The sequence below is a fragment of the Sporosarcina sp. P13 genome (assembly GCF_002743055.1).
Taxonomy (GTDB): domain Bacteria; phylum Bacillota; class Bacilli; order Bacillales_A; family Planococcaceae; genus Sporosarcina.
Genome location: NZ_PDYM01000065.1, coordinates 1 through 4,236, shown reverse-complemented (window position 1 = coordinate 4,236; position 4,236 = coordinate 1). Strand labels below are relative to the sequence as shown.

4 protein-coding genes are annotated in these 4,236 nt (G+C 40.9%); 1 reads left to right on the top strand and 3 read right to left on the bottom strand.

The window, feature by feature from the left end; translation table 11 throughout:
- Positions 1–684: 684 nt before the first annotated feature.
- Positions 685–2,406 carry a phospho-sugar mutase gene (locus CSV79_RS16230; protein ID WP_099690086.1) on the bottom strand — a complete coding sequence of 574 codons (1,722 nt, stop codon included), beginning with the start codon at positions 2,404–2,406 and terminating at the stop codon, positions 685–687.
- Between the two features lie 491 nt (positions 2,407–2,897).
- On the opposite strand from CSV79_RS16230, the gene CSV79_RS16225 reads away from it, so the two are divergent.
- Positions 2,898–3,038, top strand: coding sequence for a YpzI family protein (locus tag CSV79_RS16225; protein WP_009498232.1), 141 nt, complete (start codon positions 2,898–2,900; stop codon positions 3,036–3,038).
- 248 nt (positions 3,039–3,286) lie between these two features.
- On the opposite strand, the gene CSV79_RS16220 is transcribed toward CSV79_RS16225, so the two are convergent.
- Positions 3,287–3,550 (bottom strand): DUF1284 domain-containing protein, encoded by a 264-nt coding sequence (locus tag CSV79_RS16220; protein ID WP_369825000.1) that lies wholly within the window; start codon positions 3,548–3,550, stop codon positions 3,287–3,289.
- A gap of 26 nt (positions 3,551–3,576) precedes the next feature.
- Entirely contained in the window at positions 3,577–3,834 is a 258-nt protein-coding gene (locus CSV79_RS16215; RefSeq protein WP_199171948.1) for a hypothetical protein, read from the bottom strand.
- Positions 3,835–4,236 lie beyond the last annotated feature (402 nt).

The window sequence follows — 4,236 nt, the reverse complement described above, 5'->3', positions numbered from 1 at the left end:
CCCTACATTCGAAGAAAAAATTCGAATGTAAGGGCTATTCGTGACGCGCACTATATAAGTGTGCTTTTTTATATTTCGGGCTTACTTTACACCGATAGGTGCATCTCAATTATAAAGGAGGGTCGACATATGCATGGCAGAGGTGGAACAAAAACTTGTCATTGGTGGAACAGAAACACGGCAAGGATGGTACAATTCAGTGGCTATATTCAGTCAAGGAACTCTTTCATCTAACACTTAACGAATTGTCTGAATAGTTTCTGAATTGCGTGGTGCACAGGCACCGTTTTTAACCATTGTTTTCAGCTCCTCTTTTACTGGTGGGGTAGGTTAGGAAGTTCTGTGATTGGTACTCTCCTATACCCTGAAAACAATGGTTTATTGCGTTTTCTTTTATCTATTTAACATAATAGGTACGGCTTTTTTTAGGTTTGAATATGCGTTGTTTAATTGGGGGCTTACAGTTTAACGTTTACATGTGGTTGGGTTGTGTGGAATTACATTGGAATGATAGACTGCAATCAAAAAGGAGTCTTCCATCGATTTCTCGATCAAAAGACTCTTTTCTTGCACACTATCTAGTTATCAGAATAGTGTCTGAATTGTGTGGTGCACAGGCACCGTTTTTTTAATGTATACAAGTCAGAATGGTGTCTGAATTGTGTGGTGCACAGGCACCTTTTACTATACGTCTGTTTGTACTCTTTTCAACACGGAATCACAGATTGTTTCTACTGTTTCTATTGCTTCTTTTTCCGTCTGACCTCTCGCAGCGAAATAAAACTTACATTTAGGTTCTGTACCGGAAGGACGGATGACAAACCATGCCCCATTTTCTAAGTAGTATTTCAATACATTAGAAGTCGGTAAGTTGATCTTTGTAATCTTCCCAGTAGAACACTCAAGCATTTCACTACTTAAATAATCTTCTATCCGCTGCACTTTAATACCATTAACAGTCAAAGGCGTCGCATTACGGAACGACTCCATAATCAGTGTGATTTGTTCTGAACCATCTTTTCCTTCTAGTGTGATAGGAGTGTACAGTTCTTTATAAAAGCCATACGTCTCATAGACTTTCTGTAACACTTGATAGATAGTTGTTCCTCTACCTTTATATACAGCGGCAATTTCTGCCATGAAGACCGCTGTTTGAATTGCATCTTTATCACGCACAAAGTCCCCAATTAAGTAGCCATTGCTCTCTTCAAAACCAAAAAGGAATGAATGTTCTTTAGTTTCTTCGTATTCACGGATTTTCTCTGCGATGAATTTAAATCCTGTTAGCACGTCCACTGTCTGTAAGCCGTACTTTTCCGCCATCACACTGACAATATCCGTAGAAACGATTGTTTTCAGAACGACGCCATTCTGTGGTAGCTCCCTGGCAGCTAATTTTTCTTCCAGTAAATAATGAAGAATAACTGTACCTATTTGGTTCCCACTCAACAGTTTAAATTGTCCCTGTTCATCGCGAACCGCCATCCCAAGTCGATCAGCATCTGGATCTGTTGCGAGCAGTATATCCGCTCCAACTCGTTGTCCATATTGAATAGCTAATTCAAACGCTTGAGCTTCTTCTGGATTCGGGCTTTTAACAGTAGAGAAGTTCGGGTCCGGTTGTTCTTGTTCTTTTACATACTGGACATTGTCGAAGCCAAACGTTTCAAATGCCTGTCGCATAGGTTTACTCGCTGTCCCATGAAGTGCTGAAAAGACAATTGAGACATCCGTTAAATCTTTGTTTAATCTAATTGTTTCTAACTCTTCCATATACGCCAGATCAACAGCCTCACCAATCGATACGAGTAATCCTTCTGAAATTAATTGCTCCACATTCGCTGGATCCCGTACAAGATCCGTTCCTAACTTAACGATATAGTCGATAATAATGTCAGCTGCTTCCGGCGGAAGTTGTGCCCCATCTTCTCCATACACTTTCAAACCATTGTATTCAGGCGGATTATGGCTAGCTGTAATCATGACCCCAGCAAATGCATGTTGATAGCGTACGGCGAACGAAAGTAACGGGGTGGGTCGAGGTTCATCAAATAGATAAGCCGTCACTCCCTGTCCACCAATCACTTTTGCCATTTCAAGCGCAAATTCCTTGGATCGGTGACGTGTGTCATAAGAGATGACTACTCCACGCTTCATTGCCGGCACCCCTTGACCTACTACATACTGTGCAAGTCCAAGGCCAACTTTACGTACAGTGTAGATATTTAACCGATTTGTTCCAGGACCCATCACACCGCGCATGCCACCTGTTCCGAACCCTAAATCTTTGTAGAAACACTCCTCTGCTAACATCTCATTGAGTAACAGTTCAGAGAGTTCCTTCTTCATCGGATCTTCGTCAGTCAGCTGCGTTAACCAATGTTCTGCTTTTACTTTCCATTGCATGGTCTCAGGTCCCTTCACATTAATTTTGTTACTCATACGAAATTATATGTACTTTCTGCCGCTGTTCATAACCAGGCTTATCTAGTAATTTGAACATTTTAGTTTTATTTGGCTCTAAGCTAGGCCGATCAAAAGGATTGACGCTAAATAAGTATGCACACATTGACAGGCTTTTCCGAAGAAGTATACAGGATAGCCAAATGTATAAGCATCTATTGCAGGAATTTCAAATACTAACCCTGGAACTTCACCTTCAATATGCGCGTCTTAAAAAAACGATGCCTGTGCACCGCACAATTCAGACACTAATCAGATAACTTAGACGGCTTAGAAAAACGCTGTGCACCGCACAATTCTACTAGAGCTGACTGAATTGTGTTATAACCTGGTACCCGAAATTAAAGAACCTGGTACCCGAAATTTCCCGAATGAATAAATTAGGATAATATATAAGAATTGGTCCATCCTACTTTGTAGGAGGTGTTTCATTCATGTCAAAAGATCGTCAGGAAAAAAAGTTACTTGAAAGCGGAAAGGTTAAACCAGATCGTGATACGAACCTCAGATATCCCGGCCGTGCGAAATTATCTGGCCCAGAGGAAGCACGAAAACTAAATGATGGTCAAAAGTAAGATGATTGTTTGAGTGACTGGCACCCGAAACCTCTGGTACCGCACTTGGCTATCAGAATCGCGTCTGGAAAAAAACGATGCCTGTGCACCGCACAATTCAGACACTAATCAGACAATTTAGATGACTATTGAAAGTAAGCCCCCAATCAAATTAGTGGGCGCTACCTGTACACATTGCAATTCAAATGAAATTCAGAAATGATTTTAAAATGTGTGTTGCACAGGCAGGATTCACTATGGGGAAGGGCTTATTTAAGTTTCCTTAAACCCTTCCCTTCATGAGTCTCTTGAATACCTTCCTCACAAACTCCATATGAACGCCAGGAACAAGTTTCAAATATAATTTGAATATCGGAAGGGGCGACAAACTTTCGGATACACAACTCAATGTCCTTCCAGCTTAGAATTTGTCCGATTTTAAGCCCCATTTTCTTTAAAATAATGGCATCCCTTTCATAGATATTGTCGTCTTGACAGTGGTATTTACCCGTGTTGGGGTATTTTTTACACAATTGATCAGGTCCCTTTATAAGCTGAATTAACGTCTTGAGGTAATTTTTGGGTGCCTGTGCAGCACACTATTTGAATTGTGTGCTGCACAGGCACCCTTTACTATCTGTAAAGACAAGGCGAATGCGTGAAATTCCTCTGGGGTTTTTTCTCCATAATCTTTCACTCTGTTTCTAGAAATCTTAAGCTTTCTTGCGATTGCCGCATCGGAGAATCCTTCCTTCCGCAGTCGCTTCACTTCAAAATACACCATCAAAATTTCCACTTTCTCTTCCTCACTTTCCATAAACTATCTCTAGTATATAGAAAGTAATTTTGTAGCGGAAAACTGTTGTGTCTTATTTGTTGAAAACTGTTGTCTCTAGTTTAACGTTTACAAGGTGGTACCTTTACTAATGTACAGGCACCACTTCCAATTGGACGTTAGAAAGTAGCACTAACAGCTAACGTCCGACACTGATGTTTGTACCCTTGCCGTAATAGCTGTTGCATGGATAATGTATACAAGTCTGAATAGTGTCCGAGTTGTGTGGTGCACAGGTACGCGGTTTTTTATTTTTTCCACCGTAGAATGCTGCCCTAGATCCCTACTGGAATGACATCATCAATAAAAAGTTCCTGTTTTGGCTTGGCTATTCCTGTATCTTCTCGAAACGGGTCGGCGTCCTCTTTTTCAAATGCAGCCATG

Excerpts from the sequence above, each read along its gene's own strand:
- CSV79_RS16230 (WP_099690086.1), bottom strand. The coding sequence starts at position 2,406 with ATGCAATGGAAAGTAAAAGCAGAACATTGGTTAACGCAGCTGACTGAC.
- CSV79_RS16225 (WP_009498232.1), top strand. The coding sequence starts at position 2,898 with ATGTCAAAAGATCGTCAGGAAAAAAAGTTACTTGAAAGCGGAAAGGTT.
- CSV79_RS16215 (WP_199171948.1), bottom strand. The coding sequence starts at position 3,834 with ATGGAAAGTGAGGAAGAGAAAGTGGAAATTTTGATGGTGTATTTTGAA.